Source organism: Paenibacillus paridis, from assembly GCF_006345825.1.
Lineage (GTDB): Bacteria > Bacillota > Bacilli > Paenibacillales > Paenibacillaceae > Pristimantibacillus > Pristimantibacillus paridis.
The window spans coordinates 525,635-547,233 of record NZ_VCIX01000091.1 but is presented as its reverse complement, the minus strand read 5'-3'; the positions used below and the strand labels follow the sequence as shown (position 1 = coordinate 547,233).

The window sequence follows — 21,599 nt, the reverse complement described above, 5'->3', positions numbered from 1 at the left end:
TCAACTCCGCTCGACTTGCATGTATTAGGCACGCCGCCAGCGTTCGTCCTGAGCCAGGATCAAACTCTCCAAATTGGTGTTTGAATTGCTCATAACTTAACTAGCTATTTTAAAACATTATCGGATCGACGTGATCCATTTGTTCAGTTTTCAAAGAACTTGTTTTGTCACATTTTGTCGGTGACAAGAAGTTATATTATCATCTTCGTTTCACAGTGTCAAGCTTTTTGTTTCACATTTGTTTGTGTCTCATTAAGCTTGTTTGTCTGTGCCTCAGAAGCGACAAGAAATAATATATCACTTACGTTTGCATAATACAAGTTGTAATTTTTTACAGTTTGCTTCACTTTCCTTTTTCGCATCTTCTTGAATGCCAGCATTATAATTGACAATCATTCTCAATGAATTTAACATGAGGAATAATATGTCTGCTTAAACGTAATCAAACACCATGCATTATAGCTAACGGGGGAGTGTGTCCACATTGTTTTACATGCATCATGCGGCACTTTCGCCTCTATGGCTCGAAAGTTCCCACTGGAACGAATATATCGTTGTTGCCTTGGTTGCCAGTTTACTGGCCCTCATTATTCTTTACTATATTAGAAAGCAAGTTTGCAGTAAGCTATATCACCCCAGCAGCAAGCTTCTATTTAGCCATATGGATGAAGGGATTGTCATTTTCGGACTGGATGGGCAGCTTATTCTGCATAATGATGCCGCAGCCAAGTACGGATACCAAATCAATAATACAAGCACGAATGGAAACTCGCCCGCTTTTTTTCATGTTAATGGCGTTACAAAACTCCCGTTCAACCTTGAACCATTGCAACAGCTTATACAGGGAGCAGAGCTAACTACCCAAGAGCTTTGGTTAGTGCCTAACGAAGGCAAAGCCGGCAGCATTGTCCGGATTACCGGAAAGCCTATTCTCACTTTACGGAAACTAGAAGGTTATATGCTGGTCATCCATGATATTACTCAAAGCAAATGGGCAGAGAAACGGCTTGAGGTAAGCGAACAGCGATTCAAATCCTTATATGAGCACAATCCGGATATTGTTTTTTGGTTCAATCTCGACGGGCAGCTGTTGAGCGTGAATCCGGCAATGGAGAGAATCACTGGTTTTACCTGGATGGAACTCAAAGGAAAAACCTTCGATGATTTAATCAATCATACGATAAATAATTCTTCGTCTGATCCGTTCTCTCAGCTTAAAGCAGGTCATACGCTGAATGGCGAAACTACTTTCACCCATAAGTCTGGAACCACGGTCTATCTGCAAACCACCGTTATACCAATCACGGTCGAACAGCAGCTGGTAGGTGTCTATGTTATCGCCCAAGACATAACTGCCAAAAAACAATCTATGGATACCATTCGGCATATTGCCTATTTCGACACCTTGACCGGCCTTCCAAATCGGCATCATTTTTTCGAAACCTTGACGGAAACGCTAAATAGCTGCACTCAAGCAGATACCGAACAGTCCTTCGCCCTCTTGTTTGTTGATTTAGACCGATTTAAGCTCATTAATGATTCACTTGGCCATCAGGCGGGAGACTGGCTCCTTAGGCAAACGGCAATGCGAATGCAAGATTGCATCGGCAGCAAAGGAATTATTTCCAGGCTTAGCGGTGATGAATTCATCATCCTGCTTGCCCATGCGGACGCGGAAGAAGCGGAGCAGCTAGCTCTTCACGTTCAGGAAACCGTCATCGAGCCCGTCCTATATGAAAATCATATTATCCATACTACGGTCAGCATAGGAATCAGCTTATATCCCGACCATGGGACCGAGCTTGAACAGCTCGTACAATATGCGGATATTGCGATGTATCGTGTCAAGGAACAAGGCAAGAACGGGATGCTATTTTTCAATGCAGAGATGAACGAAGCTATTATTAGAAGAACGACGATGGAAAAGGAATTAAGAGAAGCATTAACAAACAAAGAATTCACCCTGCATTATCAGCCGCAAGCTGACGCTGCCACGGGCAGGATCACAGGGGTAGAAGCGCTTGTGAGATGGGAACATCCGGAGCGCGGTCTCATATCGCCTGTTGAGTTCATCCCGCTTGCCGAGGAAACGGGCATGATTACGAAGCTGGGGGAATGGGTCTTACGGGAAGCATGCTTTCAAACGAAAGGCTGGATAAATGAAGGACTGGCTCCGATTACGATCGCCGTCAATATCTCGATGAAGCAATTCCAGGATGAAGGCTTATTTGAGACAATCCGATTGATTCTGGTGGAAAGCCAGCTTCCTCCTTCCCTGCTTGAGCTGGAGATTACCGAGAGCATCGGCTTGCAAGGCACCGAGCAAGTCATCCAAAAGCTTCACAAGCTAAAAACGCTGGGCGTTCGTATCGCTATTGATGATTTTGGAACGGGCTACAGCTCGCTTCATTATTTGCAGAAGCTTCCGCTTGATACGTTGAAAATAGACAAGTCATTTATTCGTGAAATGTCGAAAGAAACGACCGGGAGCTCCATCGTTCATTCGATTATTGAGCTGGCTCACAGCCTTAAGCTAGATGTGCTTGCGGAGGGCGTTGAGCTAACCTCCCAACACGCCCAATTGGCCGCTTTTGGCTGCGATCGACTGCAGGGCTATCTCTTCTCGCGTCCTGTTGCCGCGGACCAGATTAGGTCATTGCTAGCGTTAGAAATCCTTAGCATCGTTCCTGTGGAGTCACATGTATAGTGAAATATACACCCTCGGGGTCAAAAAAAAACGGCAGGCCGAATTCGGCCTGCCTTTTTAATTTTATGCTATTCCGTTATAGATCGACCGTCTCGCCTAACAAACGCATGAGCTCAGCTTCTTCTTCTATTACCATAATGCCAAGCTCGCGCGCCTTGGTCAGCTTGCTTCCCGCAGCTTCGCCAGCAATGACGAAATCGGTTTTTTTGGAGACGCTACCCGAAATTTTGGCACCGCATGCTTCGAGCAGCTTCGCCGCCTCATCCCGCGACATCGTAGGCAGAGTTCCAGTTAACACGACTGTTTTCCCGCTGAAAATACTGTCATTCCTCGCTACAAGCTGCTGCTCTGCCTCCGCCTTCACGCCTAGCTCGCGCATTCTGGCAATGCTTCCTAGAATGATCGGATCTCTAAAATAGCCGACTATGCTCTCAGCGACAATGCCGCCGATATCGGGAAGCGTCACAAGCTCCTCCGCTTCCGCCTTCATAATCGCATCCAGGCTGCCATAGTGGTCAGCCAGCAATTTCGTAGTCGCCTTGCCCGTATTCGGAATGCCGAGCGCGAACAAGAAGGAAGACAGCTCCCGGTCCTTTGATTTCTCGAAGGCCGCAAGCAGCTTGAGCGCTTTTTTCTCCCCAAAGCGTTCAAGCTTAATCAGATCATCATACTTCAGCGCATATAGATCCGCGGGATCATGTACGTCGCAATCCTTGTACAACTGGTCTGCCGTCATGACGCTGAACGTGTCAATGTCCATCGCATCACGCGAGGCAAAATGCGTAATGCGCCCAATAATTTGCGGCTGGCAGCCTAATTTATTGTTGCAAAATAAATGGGCGCCACGCTGTTCAAGCAAAGTCCCACAGGATGGGCATTCCGTCGGAAATATAATTTCCTCGCCGGGCTCTTCCTCCGCTTTGCCTAGAATTTCCGGAATGACGTCATTCGAGCGGCGAATCGTTACAAGCGTGCCGAGTGCGAACTTCAGGTTTTTGCGTTCGATGTCGCCAATATTGTTGAGCGTACAGTTCTGAACGGTAACGCCTGCCAGCTCGACGGCTTCTACACGGGCGACCGGCGTTATTTTGCCAGTACGGCCAACCTCCCAGGATACGGACTCCAATACCGTCGTCGTCTCTTCTGCTTCGAACTTAAAGGCCACGGCCCATCGCGGAAACTTATCCGTATACCCCAGCGCTTCCCTTGTACGGATATCCACAACCTTGATTACGGCCCCATCGATTAGAAAATCCAGCTGATCGCGCTGCTCAGTTACCCGAACCAGCTCTTCCTGAACCTCTTCAATCGTGCTCTGATAGGTTACGTAAGGATTAACCTTAAAGCGGTTGTCCTTTAGAAACTGCTGCATTTCCTGATGGTTCTCAAAAGCGACCCCATCGGCGTAGCCAATATTATAGAAGAAAGCATTCAGTTTCCGCTCCGCGGTCACCTTCGGATTAAGGTTGCGCAGTGCTCCTGCAGCCGCATTTCGGGCATTTTTGAGCGGTTCAACCGCGGTTTCGTTATATTTCGCAAGCACCGAAAGCTGCATAATGCCCTCGCCTTGGACCTCGATTATGCCGTTAGTGAAAGGAATCGTGAGCGGTACTGAACGAATCGTGCGGACTTGCTGCAAGATCCCTTCGCCTACCGTGCCGTTTCCACGCGTTGCCGCCTGTACCAACTGGCCATCCTCATACGTTAAGTTAAGCGTAAGTCCGTCAAACTTTAGCTCAACGACATAGGTTGGCTGCGGCAGCGGATCAACTTCGGGATTTTTGGCGTTATAGTCAGCCACCGCTTTAAGCAGCCTTGTATTCCAGGTCACCAGATCCTCGATGTTCTGCGCCTTATCCAAGCTCCATAAGCGGGCACGGTGCTTGTAAGGCTCAAAGCCCTTCAGCAAGTCGCCGCCTACCCGCTGGGTAGGCGACTCCGGCAAAACAGTTCCCGATTCCGCCTCCAGCGCAACCAGCTCATCGTACAGCTTGTCATAATCCGCATCGCTGACCGTCGGCTGGTCCAGCGTGTAATAGCTATAGTTATGCTCGTTAATGATCGCAATTAGCTGTTGCATTTTCTCCAATTGAGCGTTCACGGGCGGCTCCTCCTTCTAATGGTCCAAAATAAGAAATGAATCTTATACCTTCGTAATGGGCGCATAGCTTGCAAGCAAACGTTTGATGCCGACGGGCGCCGGGAAAGCAATATTCAGCTCCATCTCCTTGCCCGCCCCTTTCACGGAAACAATCACGCCGATGCCCCATTTGCCATGGGACACTCTCTCGCCGGAAGCAAAGCTTCCGGAAGCGGCGTCTCCCGCTCCGCCGCCACTGCCTTGGGCCGCCCGAGCGGCGTCCTGCAGCGGCGTGCTAACCCGCACGCCGCCTCTGCCGCCCATCGCGGCCGGGCCCGTTCCCCCCATACCTGGGGAACGGCCTCCTGCGCCAGGCGCGCCACTTGCCGGCGCGCGCCCTGGCATGGCGCGGCTGGCTCCGCCTTGCGCCGCGCCGCCTGTACCGCCAGTGACGCTAACGCCGCCACTGCGAACAGCTCCAGCGCGTGCGTAGCCGCCGCTGCCGCTTGAAGCTCCTTGCCTCACGCTCTCTGGAATTTCCTGCAGAAAGCGTGAGGGCAGGTTGCTGCTCGTGCGGCCGAATAGCGTCCGCATGCGCGCGCAGGTCAAGTACAAGCGCTTCTCCGCGCGCGTAATGCCCACATAAGCAAGACGGCGTTCCTCTTCAAGCTCCTCATTGTCCGCCAGCGCGCGGCTGTGCGGAAATACGCTTTCCTCCATGCCGATGATGAACACCACGGGAAACTCCAAGCCTTTCGCGCTATGCATCGTCATCAGCGTAATGGCATCCTTGTTTTTCTCCGCTTCTTCCTCGTCCTTGTTCAATGAATCAATGTCCGCAATCAAAGCAAGGTCGGTCAGGAAAGCAACAAGCGTCCGGTCTTCGTTCCGCTTCTCAAAGTCCATCGTCACAGACAGAAACTCATCTATATTCTCAAGACGGGCCTTTGATTCCAGCGTATTCTCCTGATGCAGGTCCATCCGGTATTGGGACAGCTCGAGCACCTTCTCGGTCAGTTCCGTCACCGATAAATATTCCACCATACGCGTCAAGTTATCGATGATCTCGTAGAATTCGCGAAGCAGCGTTCTTGTCCGCCCATTCACCTCAACCTCGCCCAGGTTGTTTAACACCCGATAGATCGACGTTCCGCGTCTGGCTGCCTCGTCGGCCAGCTTCCCGACCGTCGTATCCCCGATGCCACGCTTCGGCACATTGATAATACGAACCAAGCTAATATCGTCATCCGGATTGGAGACCAGCTTGAGATAGCCGAGCAAGTCCTTGATCTCTTTGCGGTCGTAGAACTTGATGCCGCCGACAATCTGATACGGGATATCCGATTTGATTAGTATTTCCTCAATTACCCGGGACTGTGCATTCGTTCGGTACAAAATCGCATGATCAGCAAATTTGCGGCCGCCGTTCACGTTTTTGCGAATCTCGCCCGTTACGAAATACCCCTCATCATGCTCGGTATCCGCCTGGTAAAGGGAGATCAAATCGCCTGCGCCTTGATCCGTCCATAGCTTCTTCGGCTTACGGCCGGTATTCAGCTTAATGACCGCATTGGCCGCATCCAAAATATTTGCCGTCGAGCGGTAGTTTTGCTCCAGCATGATCGTGCGCGCCTCGGGATAATCGCCCTCAAAATTCAAAATATTCGTAATGTCGGCCCCGCGCCAGCGGTAAATCGATTGATCGCTATCGCCGACAACGCATATATTATGGTGCTTGTCTGCCAGCATGCGAGTAAGCATATACTGCGCTCGGTTCGTATCCTGATACTCATCGACATGGATATAGCGGAACTTGTTCTGATAGAACTCAAGCACCTCCGGCACATCCTTGAACAATTGAATCGTCATCATGATCAAATCGTCAAAGTCGAGCGAGTTGTTGCTTCTAAGCTTCTTCTGGTATTTCGTAAAGACCTGAGCCACGATGCCCTCGAAGTAATCGCCGACCTTCTGCTCGAATTGCTCCGGCGAGATCAGCTCATTCTTCGCCCCGCTAATCGCCGCCTGAACGGCCTTCGGCTCCACTTTCTTTGTATCGATGTTCATATCCTTCATGCAGCCGCGAATGACCGACAGCTGATCGGAGGAATCCAGAATAGAGAAGCTGGAAGTGAAGCCGATCCGATCAATATCCCTGCGCAATATCCGTACGCACATCGAGTGGAAGGTGGACACCCAAATGTCCCGACCCGAGGGCCCGACAAGCGCACTGACCCTGTCCTGCATCTCGCGTGAGGCTTTATTGGTAAAGGTGATCGCCAGTATGCTCCAAGGCGCTACACGCTTTTTTTCGATTAAGTAAGCAATCCGGTGCGTAAGCACGCGCGTCTTGCCGCTGCCCGCTCCTGCCATAATAAGCAGAGGGCCGTCCGTTGCCTGAACGGCATCCCGCTGCGGCGGATTCAGCTTCTGCACCGCTTGCTCGATGCTAATATGATTCAACATGCTCCGACTCCTTTGTTCCCATTTGTTCGCCTCTTCCCAGTGTAGACAACGGTCTCCCCTGTGTCAATTTGAGAATACAGGAATTTGCCTCATTACGCCCGGCTAAGCCGCCTATTAATTTGCTCATACAGCTCTTTGGTTTGCTTGTCCGGCTCGATCTTCAGATCCGCACGGACCACAGTCTCAAAGTTTTCGTAGTACCGCTGCAAGGCTGCTTTATCTCTCAGATTCTCATAGGCAAGCAGCATGTTGCGGCAAATTTCATCGGAATACGGTTCTCTCTCCTGCAGCGCATTCAGCCTCAATACCGCTTGAATCCCTCTTCCGCTCGCAAGCTCGTAAGAAACAACCGTCATGACGAGCTGGATATACAGCCGCCGCAGCTGTTCGCGTCTTGCCACAGCCCAAAAACAATCCAGCTCCTCCAAATAATCGCCGCGGTACAAAGATAGAAGCCCCTCATAATGCTTCACATTTTGCTGGGTAATTTCCGGCTGCTCCGTTACCCTCTCTAATAAATCGGCATCTACAATCAAGCTCTCTACCGATAGCCGGTAACTATTTCGGTCAAACTCGACCTTAATGTGAGACTTCCAGTTGGTAAGCAGCTTTCGTACCTGATAGATGGAAGTATGCAAATGATTAATGCCCTTCTCATGGGAGTAATCCGACCATAGAGTCTCAATAATGTGGTTCTTGTCCAGCCATTTCCCTTTATGATGAAGCAAATAAGCGAATAACTCATGACACTTCAGCGTTCTCCATTTAAAAGATTCTATCGTAGACGGCGAGCTTCGCAGCACCAGCCTGCCCAGACAAAGAATTGTCGCTTCTTCCTCTTGGGCTGGCGGCTCGGCTGCCGGTGCGCGCCGGGCAGCACCGGCCCAGATTCGGGTAATGGTTTTCGCTAGCCGTGCCGGGTATACCGGCTTTAGCAAATAGTCGAACGCTTGAAGCTCGAACGCCTCTACTGCGTATTCCGAGAAAGCCGTCACGAACACGATCGTAATATCGCCGTCCAGCTGCTGAATATACTCCGCAGCCTCCAAGCCGTTAACCTCCGGCATCTCGATGTCCAGAAAAACGATATCCGTCTTTTCTGTTTTGATATGCTGCATCGCATCCGCCAGCAACGTAAATTTACCTCTTACCTCCAGCCGTCCATCCGCAACCAGCAGACGCTCCAATTGAAGCAACGCCGGATTTTCATCATCGATCAGAATTGCCTTCACTTTAATCCCCCCTTGTGCCTGCCGATGGTAATCCAGCGATTTTTATTCTTGCGATCGCAAAGCTCACGGTCGTTCCTTCTCCAAGGATGCTTTTGATTTGCAATCCGTTTCCATACAGGGCAATCAGCCGCTGGTCTATATTCCGAAGGCCTACCCCTTTTCTGCCTTCAACCGTCCCTGCGAGTACCTCCTCCGCATGCTTCTCCGACATGCCCACGCCATTATCCGACACGGAGATGACAATTTCGCTATCGTTTTCTTTTACCGAAATCGTAACCGTTCCGCCATATGCTTTGCGCATAATGCCATGCCGAATCGCATTCTCGACCAGAGGCTGGATGCTAAGCGGCGGAATGAGGGTATACATCTCCTCGTTCACTTCATACACCACCCGCAGCCTGTCCTCAAAGCGCGCCTGCTCCAGCATTAGATAGGACCTAACCAGCTCGATTTCCTTCTGAACGGAAACCATGCGGTCCCGATTATGGAAGTCGAAGCTTCCGCGTAAATATTGGCTTAATTCCATAAGCAGCATGGAAGCCTTGTCCGGATTGACTGGACAGATCGAAATCACCGTATTCAGCGCGTTATATAAGAAGTGAGGCTTGATTTGCGCTTGCAAGAAAGCAATTTCCGACTGGACCGCCTGCTGCACCGATTTTCGCAGTTGAATAAGCGTTCTGACGCGGGCGCGCAGCTCCTTGGATTCCATCGGCTTGCTAAGGAAGTCGTTAATTCCCGTTTGGAATGCCTTCTCCATATCATCGGGATAGCTTCTGGAGGTTAAGAGCAGCACCGGCAATTCCGACATCAAAAAACGCTCCCTAATCATCCGGGTTAGCTCAATGCCTGTCATGCCTGGCATCATCCAGTCCGCTATGACGAGATCGATACTCAAATTTTGCCTGATTTCGTTAATTGCCGCTTCTCCTTGCGTTACTGCAATCACCTTATAGTGCTCGACCGACAGCAGGTTTTGCAGTACTTGCAAGTTAACGGGATCATCGTCTACGATCAGAATCGTTCCGCTGTTCACCCTATCGCTGTGATCGGCCATGACTTCCGCTGCTGCGGCAGCCTCATTATGGCTGCTATCCACCAGCTGGTTTACATCCCTGTAAACAGGCGCTTCAGGCAGCTCCTTCACATCAGAGATCGGCATCGTAAAATGAATCGCCGTTCCAACTTCCCGCTCCGGCTCGATCCAAATCCGGCCGCCCCCCAGCTCCACGAGCCTTTTCGTTATGCCTAGCCCGAAACCCGAGCCTTTGTAGGCAGGATCATAACCCTCGGCGTTCTGGTAATTTCCATGAAATACTTCCTCCAAGCGTTCCGTATGAATGCCGATTCCCGTATCTGCGACAGTAATAACAGCCCTCTCGCCTACAATATCCGCTGAGATGCTGATTTCTCCCTCATGCGTAAATTTCACCGCATTGCCGAGCAAATTGTACAGCACCTGAACGAGTCGGTCCTCATCCGCATGCAGCAGCGGCATATCATCCGGCCATTGCTGGACAAAGCTTATCTTTTTGCTGCCTGCCGTATGCTTCACGACCTCGATCACCGAATCAGCGACCGTCGGCAGATGTACAGGTCGGAAGTGCAGCTGAATGCTGCCATTTTTGAGGCTTGAGAAATCAAGAATGTCGTGAATAAGCAAGGACAACCGCTTGCCGGTTGCTGAAATCATGGCGATATGGCGGGTCTGTTCGGTCGTAATGCTTCCCGCGGCCCCTTCCATTATAGAGTCTGCCATATTAATAATGCCGTGCAGGGGCGTTCTCAGCTCATGAGAGGTATTCGCCAAAAACTCATCCTTAAGTACGTCCAAGGTGATCAACCTACGGGATAATTGTTCAACCTCCATATAGGAGTCGGCAAACCGATGAGACATCGTCATGGCCTGTATAATGACAAAAAATAGCATTTCATAGGATATGATCGTCAAAGTGTCTAGAATGCCAAGCAGAAGCAAAGATTGTAGAGCAATAATAATAAGAATACTTAATATACTAAGCGTTTCGAAGAAAATATGGTTAGAGCTCCTCAATATGTTTCTCAGCATAATATAAAAGACAAACAATACCGTGCTTGAAGCGGTGATGACCATGAGCAATTCCATCGCTGAGACCAAGCTCGCCGGCAGCACAAAAGTACTTGCGAGCAATGTGATCGTCAGTATTTTAAACCCCCGCAGCAGCTTTTGAGAGACTGCGATTAAGGAAATGGATGAGATATATAATAGCAAGAAGTAATAAATAGATGCCGATGAGGTCGCCTGTATTTTTAATATCATCGCATAAGAAAGCCACGGTACAGCGTCAGCCAGCAGCTTCTCGCCATGGGTCAATACATAGAGGCATCCCGCTATACATAACAATCCAAGATAAAGCAGCGACAGCTCCTGCCTTAGCTTGCGATAGAAAAGCAGCAGGTAGATTGATGGCATAAGCAGGCCAATCGCTGATATTAAATCCTGAAGCACTCTCCATTCCCGATTATGCAGCACGCCTGTCTGCTCGCCAAAGGCAATAGGGATAATAATGCCACCCGATTTATACGCATAATTAGACACCTGCACTATAAGCTCCACCGTATCCCCCGTCACAGACGTAAAGCCAAGATAAGGTACATTATACGGTACCGAAGTTTCGCGAGAATCTGTCGGGAGTCCGCTAGCTCCCACCTCTCGTCCATTCATATAAATACGGTTTGCCATTCGAATATTGCCGGTATGTATGCCATAAATTTTATCGGTTTTATTGTCCAGCCGAATAACTAAACGATAAGTTCCATAACCGTAGGAGCCTAATGCGCTTGCACTCCCCATGTAATCGTTCCACATGCCTGGCACATCCACTACCAAAGCATTATCTTGCCCCTGTGCTTGGCCATCTTTCGCATTTGCAAAAGCCTCCGGTGCCAAAAGCTGATTTCGATAAAACTCCCATTCCCCTTTTAAAGGAACGATTCCATCCTCGCTAAAATTCCAATCCTGCAAATCCAAATAACCGCCTTTGGCTTCGGGCATGCCCATTCCGGACCATATGATTTGAATAATCAAAACAGCCGGCAGCACAAAGCCTAGCAATATGCTAGCTGCAATTGACAGCTTACGCCGATTCATACCCTTCTCTCCATTCATCTTTGGATGCCAGATAACTCCATCATAACTTTAACAGCGTGAACCCGGCAATGCCTATCAAGCTTCTCATTCCTATCCCTAGCAGATAGAAAAAAGAAGATGAATGCAACGAACTCACATTCATCTTCCAATCAGGGAAAATCCGGCTGATTCTAGGGGCAGCCAACAAACGCTGCCCTCCCAGCCTCTCTCTACTTTTTCATTAAAGCCCGCAAGTCTCCGGTATCAATAACCAGATGAATATTGTTCATCGTACGAAGCGAGCCCGATATCGTTCCTACTAAACGCCCTTGCTCATCAAGCAGCGGTCCGCCTGACATTCCGCTCGCAATTTGGGCCGACGTCAAGATGCGGGGTCTGCCATTGATCTCCGCACTAGGGTGATTAACGATCCCCTCTGTAATAATCGGAGTGTCGCGCAGCGGGTATCCGATAGCAAACACTTTCTCCCCATGCTTGACGGGCGCTTCGCGAACCTGAAGCATGGGGTAGGCTGCTGCTTTCCCTTTGGCGTCCTTGCGCTCGGGAAGCTTAAGCAAAGCCGCATCTGTCAGCTCGTCATAGCTAAGCAGCTTGACTGCCTTAACGACCGCGCCATCGGAGAGAATCGCTTCGAAAGAAGCGGCTCCTTTCACGACGTGATACGCTGTTGCCGCTTTGCCATCCTCGGAGATAAGCGCTCCGCTGCCCACCGCCAGCACGGTTCCATCGCTGCGCAGCGCCCGCAAGTAAAATGCGGCAGCACTGGCCTTCTCATAGGTTTGTTCGGCGTTTTGTGCGGCAGGCGTCTCTGCCTCCGCACCTTTAAACCAAATCGTACCGGTTAATAGAGCGACGATCAAGCACGCTGCGGCTAGTTTCAGGTTAAGGGTACGCTTCACTTCTTATCTCCTCTTTTCCTACTTGATTATTGCAGACATAATTTCCTCATAAGCCCAGTGAGTAGCTGGAAGATCCTTATAAGCGGCGTTTGTCTCGCCTTGCTTTTGCGCTCCGATCACCCGGTTAATGAGGACAACAGCCTGCGCTCTTGAAATTTCGTCATTCGGACGGAACGTTCCGTTAGGGAAGCCCTTGACATAGCCCGCTGACGTAAAGGCATTAATATATTTCTCTGACCAGTGACCCTTGACGTCCGAGAGAGAAGCTGCTCCTTGCTGAGCAATGGAGAGATTCAGCACTCTGGACATAATGACTACGAACTCTGCTCTCGTAAGACCACGGTCGCTTCTGAAGGTACCGTTCGGATAACCTTCTATAATGCCTGCAGAAGTAAAGAAGGATACGAGCTCCTCTTCCCCTGCGCTTACGTCGCTGAACAGGCTGCCTACGCTCACTTGCTCCATATCGAGCAGCAGGGAAAGCGACTTAATCAATTCATAACGCGTCAGTGCCGCGTTCGGTTTGAACAAATCGTTAGCGTAACCCGTAATATAAGGGGTTTTGTTCGCATTGCTTTTTAGCTCATACTTAGCATTCTCAACCTTGTAAGCGATGGTAACCACTTCGTCATTCTTGTCAGTTATCGCTTTAACGGTCATATTGCCTGTAATTAGAATCGGCCCTTTATATTGAAGGCTCTTCGTTGTTGGTGCAGATCCATCCGTCGTATAGTAAATGACTTGGCCTGTCGGCGCCGTCAAGACCAGCTTGCTGTTGCGTGCGACAGTAACTGGAGCGCCTGCTTCCGATTCCACGGATTTCTGTCCGATTTGTGCCGTGACCGCTGGCGGCGCAGCAACCGGAGCTCCGCCTCCGCCACCTCCGAACACAACCTGTTTCGTCCAAACGCCGGACAAAATCGCGCTGTATTCTTTTCCGTCTACAACCGTTATCGCTTTAATCGTAGTCGTAGCCGTCAACTCAATAGGAGCTGTGTAAAGCTGTGAATGCTCATCAGGCTCCGTGCCATCTACCGTGTAATAGATAACGCCGCGAGGCTCGTCTGAAGCCAGCTCGACGGATACCTTATCGCTGAAGTTCACTTCACCCGAAACGACTTTAGGTGCAAGCGCTGCTTCGGCAAAAGGAACTGCAGGGGCGCCGAGTACAACGGAACGAGACTGACCATTAACCGCTACAGTCAATTCTACCGGCCCTGTCTTCGTCAATGTTCCTTTCAGCTTGCCGGCAACACTTGTGATTGTTGCCTCTCCAAGCTTCGCCGTCCATTTCACTGCACCGTCTGTTGTCAATTCAAAGGCGGACTTGATGCGGTTGATGGAATCACGCTCGCCCAAGATGACAGCCGCGGTTCCAAGTACAGCTGTGTCAGAGTTTTCAAATGCTTGCAGTCTAGGATAGAAGCCCTGCAAAGCTTGCCATACGGACGAGCTGAGCTGCGAAGGCAGCGTCGCTTTTACAAGCTCCTGGGATAAGACGCCCGCAGCTTCTGCCGCTTGTCCTGCCGTCCGGTTGCCTGCTGCATCATAATAAGCGACGTTCAGCTTCAGCATTTGCTTATTAAAGACGTTTTGCACAAGGGATGCGCCATTGTCCTTCTGTCCAGCGATGCCTCCAAAGAAGGTATTTCCGCTAATCAGCTTGCCCTCTACAGCAGCTTTGATCTCGCCCGTATTCAACGAATGGCTGATCGTGCCTGCTTGTGCATGGCCTGCGATGCCGCCTGCCCATGCTTTCTCTGTCCCTTCCGAGATCACTTGGCCAGCATTATAGGCATTATCGATTAGTCCCAGTTGAACGCCTGCAATACCGCCTGCTGCCGAATGGGAGGATAAGGCATGAATGTCTGCTAGCGAGAAGGCTTCCGTAATGGCTGCTCCCGCTTTATTTTGGCCAGTGATACCGCCAAGAGCAGTTGTCGAACCCGAAGCTAAGCTTCCGATACTGCCGCTAATAATCGTTTTATTGATTTGGCCTTCGTTGACGCCTGCCACTCCGCCGGCATTAGCCAATCCACGAACAGCTCCGCTAACGGAAACATTTTCGATCTTACCGCTTGCGCGGTTGATGCCTGCGACAATGCCGGCACTTTCTCCGCCTTCAACATTCGCGTCCACAAACGTCAAATGGTGAATATGGCCTGCATTCTCGATAACAAAACCGATTGCGCCTGCATCTCCAGCCGAAAGCTTCAAGCCTTTGATGGTATGGCCTTGACCATCCAGCTCGCTTTCGAAGCGGGTGAAAGGCGTCATTTTTTTGCTTGTAAGGTCAAGGTCAGCCGCCAGCATGATTTTCGTAAAGCTTGGTTTAGCTGTAGCCGCTCTATTGTATAGTCGATAATAATCCAATCCCGTGTCGTTCATGAGAAGAACAATGCCTTGCAATTGCTTCACGGTTCGGATGACAGCCTCCCCAGCGGATTCATTGCTAAGGAAAGTCGTATCCACTTCAAAGTCCCAATCGCCAAGGCTTAGGCCAGCAGTCAGGTCAGCCTGCTCAAGTGCTGCTTCAGCTCCCAAATTGCGGCCAATGGCAGTAAGCGTGCCTTTGTATGAAGACTGCTCTACCTTGCCGTCTCTAAAGTTATAGCCGATAAATGCGCCTGTATGGACATTTGCTCCGCTCGCTTGGACCGTGATACTCGCTGCATCCGCATAGACCTGCTTCAACGTCCCGTCATTGTAGCCTGCGAAGCCACCTGTATAAGACCTTGTCGCACCGTTCGTGCCTGTAGTCTTAATGCTAGGAGCAATAGCATAGGCTTGGCTTATCGTCGCATTTCTCTCAACCGCAGCCGCAAAGCCGCCGCTTCGCGTATCGAAACCCGAGGCCTGCACGCTGCCGGATGCATAAGCATCCGAAATGAGATAGTGATCTACCGAGCCGGCAAAGCCGCCTGCATAAGCGCCTGTCCAGCCCGTAACATTTACGTTGCCTGTAGCATAGGCCCATTGAATCAATGCCTCGCGTGTATCTGAATCGCCTAGCAATCCTGCGAAGCCGCCCGCATAAATCGTATTATCCGGATTTGTGCAATTCACTTCAACGGCTACGTTTGTTGTAGAGTTGGTTATGCGGGTATAATCCGCCAAGCCTACAAAACCGCCAACATGTGTCGAAGGCACAACGTTTGGCTGCGTTACCGCCGTACCCAGAACGATTTTTTCGCCATTCGAGGATATCGCTTTTGAATAGTGAATTTCTCCTCCGGCAGAAATCCCTACTACACCGCCTACCGAATAGATGCTGCCCGCTTCGGCATGGATATTGCTCTGTGCATCCGAACTAACGATAATCCCATCATTGAAGCCCGTTAGGCCGCCGATTGCAACTGCCTTACCGCCGTTTACTCCAAGATCAACGATTTCCTTAGACTGATAGATCGATGCGTTGCTGTTTTTGCCTGCAATACCGCCCACGAACAGATCGGTACCATGTGCCGCTTCTACCAGCAATGCTTTGCCGCCCTGAACCTTGGCATCATATATGCCATGATAGAACGGAATCAAGCTGCCGAACGAATATGGCCTGTCGCGATCGGATGAGGCGCTCACGCCTGCAATGCCGCCAATCGCACTTTCTCCTTGGCCTGCCGTAAAGGCAAAATCCGGTTTTACATCGGCTTTCAGGATAATCGCATTTTGCGCATAACCAACGATTCCCCCTGCGGTTACGCTATTCCCTGCCCCATGGATCACTCCGCGGAAGATCGGGCGGGCAATCGCGGTATCCGTCAGCTTGCCGGCAATCCCGCCGACTACAACGGCTTCGCTGCTTGCTTGCGTTGCGATTAATACATTCTCAGTAGAAACATCCTCGATATCAAAGCTGTTGTTTCCGCTGCCTGTCTTCGCGCCTATGACGCCGCCAACCGTACCTGCCCCGTAGAGATGAGGGCCTTCGCCGCTGCCAATGATCTTAATTTGACGAAGTGTGCTGCCAGCCTCGACCGTTCGAAGAAACGGGTTGCCCCCATCCGAACGTCCAATGACACCGCCCAAAATCGAATCCTTGCCTGTCGCTTCAAGCTTCCCATCCGAAATGCTCACGGTAATGTTCTCCGCTTTGCCGGATACGTGATTACCGATGACACCGCCCACAATACTGCGTTCGCCCGTTGCGTAAATGCGCGAGGAGGCATGGACTGCAAATTCAAGCTTGCCGACATCTCCAGCTTGTCTTCCAATAAGTCCACCGATGATCGCATCATTTTCTGAACTGCCAATGCTTCCGCCTTGCAGGTTCAGCACCTGCGCTTCATAGGCGCCAGAGTTATCCCCGATAATGCCGCCAACGATTGGCTGCGCACCTGTTCCTTCAATAAAGCTTGCATCTTTAAGCGAAATCGTTAGGTTCGCATAGGTTCCGCTATTGCGGCCAATGATGCCGCCCACGATGCCACCTGTAACGTTGGCATGATCAAGCAGCGTAATCGTGACGTTTGACACGCTGCCTTTGTTCATCCCGGCAAGCGCACCCGTAAATCTGCTGCCAGCAATGGATGCTGGCTCCATAACGATGTTCGAAACCTGTCCATTTGTGCCTATGACACCAAATAATCCGGCGTAATCTTGAGCCGAACCTACCGTAAGTCCGTCAATTAAGTAGTTCTTCCCTTCGAATGCACCCTCAAAGGCATGGTTCTCGTCCTTGCCGATCGAAGTCCATTGCTTGGATTGAATATGAATTGGATTGAGCAGACGAATCGTCCGATCCTCGAAATCAAATTTCTCCAGTCCTGGAATCGTACCGTTAACGATAGCTGCAAGACCAGCCAGCTCCGCTTCGGTTCCGATATCGTAGTATAACGCGTCCTTATCCAGCATGTACCAGCGAATATTTGCATTCACATCGTTGCTGCCGCCGCCGTCATTGTTCGCGCTGCGGTTCAGCTCTGGATATTTATAGCTGGCATTAAGCGAGCCGTACTTCCATGACTCATTAAAGTCCCAGCCTGACAGACCCGGGAATACATTGCGGTCGCGAAGCGTCTCCTCCAGAATCGTGCTCAGTCTTGCATGCACGTTCAAGAAACGGTGATTGCCATCCGCAAAGTCAGGCAGGTCTTTATTAATGTTGTGATCCTCATCTTTCACGTAGAAAGATTTGTATAGCAGTTCCTTGCTTGCATTATCGTAGCGTCCAGCAAAACCTCCGGCATATGCGCCGTTGGATGCCCCAACCTGCACAGCAGAATAGCTGGTCGTTACTTTTCCTCCCGTAATTCGGCCGATAAAGCCGCCTGCAAAGGAATTTGCATTCGTTGCTTTCACTTCTTTGGCTGTATACGAATCCGTAATATAACCGGCAGCATGCTCGCCGACCAAGCCGCCTGCATAGCTGTAAGCTCCGGTTGCCGTTACATTAGCAACGCTGTACGATTTCGTAATCTCGCCTGTATTGCGGCCAACAAGTCCGCCCAGTACGAGGGATCGAGCTGCGGTTCCGTGAGCCAGAGTCGTTACATCTGTATCCACGTAGGAAGCTATGACTTGACCAGCATTTTCACCGACCAAACCGCCAACTAGCGCATTCTCGCCTTCAATTTTCAAATTTGCATTGGAGTACGTATAATATAAAGTTCCGCTTGCATGGTTTAAGCCGACAAGCCCGCCGATGACTCCATTGTTTGCTTTGAAGTTAACCGGAATTTTGTCAGCAATGCTGTTATTCGCAATAAGACTGCGGTTCTCGCCTACCCAGCCGCCAGTTACCGTGGATGGAGCGGTGATATTAACAACACCGACAAAACGGCTTTTTTGAATGGTACTGACCGCTGTCGCAGGATCAGTCCCGACTTCATTGGCACGCGCGTCATTCAGACCGACAAAACCGCCCGCAATGGAAGCTGAAGCCGTTGCATTAACCTTTAAATTCATATCTTCCGCATAAACGTTTGTAATAATTGCCGTGTTCGTGCTGCGGTTATAACCGGCTACACCGCCGACAACCGCATGATCACCGTTAATCGTAAGGTTGGTTTTGCTCGTAACCAGACTATCCAGCAGCGTATCCTTGGCATAACCCGCGATACCGCCAAAGTAGCCGTTAGTTGCTGCGGTCGTCGTGGAAATGACCAAGTTTTCCATATTCGTCTGTACCGCGTCGCCTTTAATCTTGCCAAGCTCGATGCGGCCAACGATTCCTCCCGCTGCCACGCCGTTTGCTTTAACAGACAGCATAGCGTATTGAGGAACCTCAGAGCCTACGCTTGCATTCATAATATCCGTACGGCTCGCAAGTCCGGCGATGCCGCCAATATTGCTGTTGGCTCCCGTAGCCGTAATCATTGGTTCGCCTTCTGCGTGTACCGCTCCAAAGGAAAGGAGTGCAGCTGTACCGTTCTCAGCCCCAATCGAATGACCTGCGATACCGCCAGCAGACGCATTTGCACCGCTTGCTTGAATAACAAGATTGAATGAGCCATTGTCAATCAAGGCACCCGTATTTCTGCCCGCTATGCCGCCTAGCTCATTGGACGCTCCACTAGCCGTGATGGTAATGTTCTCGGAACGGCCAAGCGGAACATTCCCTGCATTTTCACCATACAAACCGCCTAAGTGCACATTATTGCCCTGAGCTGTTAGGTCGATGCGATCAGCCCACAAGGTACTGGACAGCGGATCTACAGCCCCATAATTCACCCCAGCGATCGCTCCCGCATTGACTGAGCTTCCCGGCACTTTGATCTGAACGTCTTGTACCTTCACGCTCACTTTGGAGGAATGGTTCACCCCAATCGCTCCGCCGACATTACTCTTCTCGGCTTGAACGTTGAAGAGCATTTTTTCTACTTGCACTGGCGTTTGATGCTCGCCAATCGTCGCTTCTGCTGTCAGAAGTCCTGCTACCGCTCCAAGCGTATAAGCGCTTCTGCCTGCTTCGTTAAGCAGCCCGATTTGAGCCACATGGCTTTTGGCAACAGTCAATAGCCCTGTGTTCGTTCCCACAATACCGCCTGCCGTAATTTGATCTGAATTGCCAACAGCGTTATGAACAGCAGCCTCAATAAGGACGCTATCTCCATTCTGTTCGTCAACAAGACCAACATTAGCATTTATAATGGAGCCTTGCGCCTTGCCCGCTACCCCGCCTGCTGTGCTGCCCGCTATTTTTACTTGCAAAGCCAGCATTTTAACAGTTGCTCCGTCAAGGTCACCCTTCAGCTCTCCCGCAATACCGCCAGCGGTACCGTCAGTCGAAATTTGGGCAAAGCTGCTTAGCGCATTCCCTGCATAAACCCCGGATAAGCTGCCGCCGTTAAACGCGCCAACGATGCCGCCTGTGTAGACATGGTCTCCACCTTGAACATCAAGCTTTCCGTGGAAGGAGCTGTCATTAATCGCTCCATTGACGATATATCCGACAATACCCCCTGTACGCACAGTTTGCTCCGCGCTAGAGGATGCTGCCGTTACTTTAATTTCCTGCGCAAACGTAGCGTTTGCCAGCGTCCTGTCACTTCCTTCAGCTGCCATCCCCACAAAGCCGCCCGTATACAGCTTGGTCGCTCCGTTAACTTCGATATTAGCCAAGCTCAACACATTAAGGCTTGGATTGCCGGATACCCGGGCATAAGCGCGGTTGGAAACCATTCCGCCTGTATACACGCCGGTTCCGCCAAGCACCGTGATTTTGCCGCTATTGCTGTAATCGCCGTCGACTGTACTCTCCAGCATGACCCGTGAGCCGGCATAACCAACAAGTCCGCCCGTGAAAGCCTCGTTCGGGTTGCCGGATACCCACAACTCTGCTGTATTGTGAGCCGCTCCGTTAAAGCGCAGGTCGCCGGATACATTCCCGATCAAACCGCCGGTATAAACGTTCGCAGACCCGCTCGCTGTAATGGCTACCTGATTAGAGTAGCTTTTGTTCCAGGTAAATGAACTGTTAATAAAGCCGGCAATGCCGCCTGTGTAAACGTTCGTGCCGCCTACGTTAACGACAGGAACCGTATTCTCAAACGCAACATTGAACAATATACCGCTTTGCTGCGCCGTAATGGCACCGACAAGCCCACCGGCATAAGAGCCTTTTGCACCGTCAGCGTCGACTTTTACTGCTCCATTATTCACCGTCTCATTAGAGAAGCTTACTTCTGATCCAGCTTTGCCGACAATACCGCCTGCGTAGCTCAATTCGCCGCTTGCAGCCGTTACCGAAGCCGTATTGATAATCGGTGTCGCTTGATCCTCCATCAGCAAGGCACCGGAAGCATGACCCACGATCCCGCCGGCGTATACTTCCAATGCGCCCCCGTTACCTGCATGAATAATGCCATTATTCGTTGCCTTCTTAATAATAAGCCCGCCGTTCGTTGCGCTGCCTGTAATCCCTCCGGCATACGTATACGCTCCGGTTACCTCAACCGGAGTAACGTTCGTCGAATTCGAAATCGAGCCTTCGCCCGCGCCAACGATTCCGCCTGCGTAAGCGTGCTGCCCAGCAGCATTTAGCTTAACGGGAATCGTATTGGTAATGTTATAAACGATACCGTTGTTCACCATTTTACCGACAGCCGCACCTGCGTATGCCGATGAATAAGTAGACTGCGTTACCGTATTGATATTAATGCTCCCGCCCGAAAAATGGAAACCGCCTACAGTGCCTCCATCCATGTAGCCGACAAGCCCCGCATACACGTTGTTTGAATCCAAATTCATGCCTTCAATGGCAAAAATATTGGCGCTCTCTGCCACCAAGGTGCCTCTAAACGGCTTCTCGTCCGTTCCGATTGGCACCCAAGTATAGGCCGAAAGATTAAAATTGCCGGTTACCGTCAATATTTTCCCTCTAAACCCATCAATGATTTTGCCGTCTGCCGTTACGCCGTCATTCACCAGCTTCGCTATTCCTGCAAGCTTCTCTACCGAATCAATAGTGAACGTATTGTAATCCTCGTTATACCAATCTACCTGGGCATGCTCTGTCCAGTGATCCGAGCTTGCCGTAAGAATGGATACGCCAGCAAATACCGCTATTGCCGCGCCTACTAGCGCAATTACCATCCGGTAGATCGTTTTTTTACTCAATGCCATCTGTACACCGCCTTAAATGAAT

General features: G+C 50.5%; 7 protein-coding genes and 1 rRNA gene. 1 reads left to right on the top strand and 7 read right to left on the bottom strand.

Features of this window, described 5'->3' with window-relative positions; all coding sequences use genetic code 11:
- Positions 1–75, bottom strand: a 16S ribosomal RNA gene (locus FJQ58_RS22325); the annotation flags it as partial.
- 418 nt (positions 76–493) lie between these two features.
- Here FJQ58_RS22325 and FJQ58_RS22320 point away from each other — a divergent pair.
- Complete coding sequence (locus tag FJQ58_RS22320; protein WP_238404261.1) at positions 494–2,707, top strand: sensor domain-containing protein; 2,214 nt, start codon at positions 494–496, stop codon at positions 2,705–2,707.
- A 76-nt stretch (positions 2,708–2,783) separates the two neighbouring features.
- Here FJQ58_RS22320 and ligA read toward each other — a convergent pair whose 3' ends face one another.
- From ligA to FJQ58_RS22290, 6 genes are all read right to left on the bottom strand, one after another.
- Positions 2,784–4,787, bottom strand: a complete 2,004-nt coding sequence (ligA, locus tag FJQ58_RS22315; RefSeq protein ID WP_139997037.1) for an NAD-dependent DNA ligase LigA — start codon at positions 4,785–4,787, stop codon at positions 2,784–2,786.
- A 63-nt stretch (positions 4,788–4,850) separates the two neighbouring features.
- Positions 4,851–7,253, bottom strand: coding sequence for a DNA helicase PcrA (gene pcrA / locus FJQ58_RS22310; protein WP_202915309.1), 2,403 nt, complete (start codon positions 7,251–7,253; stop codon positions 4,851–4,853).
- A gap of 92 nt (positions 7,254–7,345) precedes the next feature.
- The gene (locus tag FJQ58_RS22305; protein ID WP_139997004.1) at positions 7,346–8,485 is read right to left on the bottom strand and encodes a response regulator; all 1,140 of its coding nucleotides are present in this window, start codon (positions 8,483–8,485) and stop codon (positions 7,346–7,348) included.
- Position 8,486: 1 nt separating this feature from the next.
- A complete protein-coding gene (locus FJQ58_RS22300; RefSeq protein WP_162341679.1) occupies positions 8,487–11,615 on the bottom strand; it encodes an ATP-binding protein in 3,129 nt (1,042 codons plus the stop codon).
- A gap of 209 nt (positions 11,616–11,824) precedes the next feature.
- Complete coding sequence (locus tag FJQ58_RS22295; protein WP_139997002.1) at positions 11,825–12,514, bottom strand: S1 family peptidase; 690 nt, start codon at positions 12,512–12,514, stop codon at positions 11,825–11,827.
- Positions 12,515–12,532: 18 nt separating this feature from the next.
- Positions 12,533–21,577, bottom strand: a complete 9,045-nt coding sequence (locus tag FJQ58_RS22290; RefSeq protein ID WP_139997001.1) for a chitobiase/beta-hexosaminidase C-terminal domain-containing protein — start codon at positions 21,575–21,577, stop codon at positions 12,533–12,535.
- Positions 21,578–21,599: the final 22 nt, after the last annotated feature.